Source organism: Mycobacterium venezuelense (genome assembly GCF_054919535.1).
The window spans coordinates 1-740 of the sequence record NZ_JBONDW010000060.1 but is presented as its reverse complement, the minus strand read 5'-3'; the positions used below and the strand labels follow the sequence as shown (position 1 = coordinate 740).

At 65.8% G+C, this 740-nt stretch carries 1 protein-coding gene; it reads right to left on the bottom strand.

From position 1 onward, the window contains the following. On the bottom strand, nucleotides 1-740 hold a 740-nt coding region (locus tag ACRCUN_RS34170; RefSeq protein WP_462146030.1), incomplete at both ends, for an acyl-CoA dehydrogenase family protein.

Sequence of the window (740 nt, the reverse complement as noted above, 5' to 3'; positions counted from 1 at the left end):
CGCGGGGCGGTCTTGTCCATCATCTGGGTCAGGTCGGCACCCTGCACGCGCTCCTTGGCGTACTCGAGAGCGTTGAGGTAACCGGTCGACAGGGTCGCGATGGCCTTCGTGCCCACCATCATCCGGGCCTGCTCGATCACGTCGAACATCTGCGCGATGCCGTTGTGCACCTCACCGACCAGCCAGCCCTTGGCGGGCGTGCCGTGCTGGCCGAAGGTCAGCTCACAGGTGGCCGAAACCTTGAGCCCCATCTTGTGCTCGACGTTGGTGACGTAGACGCCGTTACGCTCGCCCAGCTCGCCGGTCTCGAAGTCGAACAGGTACTTCGGCACGAAGAACAGCGACAGACCCTTGGTGCCGGGGCCTGCGCCCTCGGGGCGGGCCAGCACCAGGTGGAAGATGTTTTCGAACAGGTCATCGGAGTCGGCGGAGGTGATGAACCGCTTCACGCCGTCGATGTGCCACGAGCCGTCGTCCTGCTTAACGGCCTTCGTGCGGCCCGCGCCCACATCCGAACCGGCGTCGGGCTCGGTGAGCACCATGGTGGCGCCCCAGCCGCGCTCAGCGGCGATCTCGGCCCACTTCTTCTGCTCTTCGGTGGCCTGCTTGTAGAAGATGCTCGCGAGCCCCGGGCCACCGGCATACATCCACACCGCCGGGTTGGCGCCGAGGATGTGCTCGTGCAAAGCCCACACCAGAGCCTTGGGCATGGCCACGCCACCGAGCTCATCTTCGATACC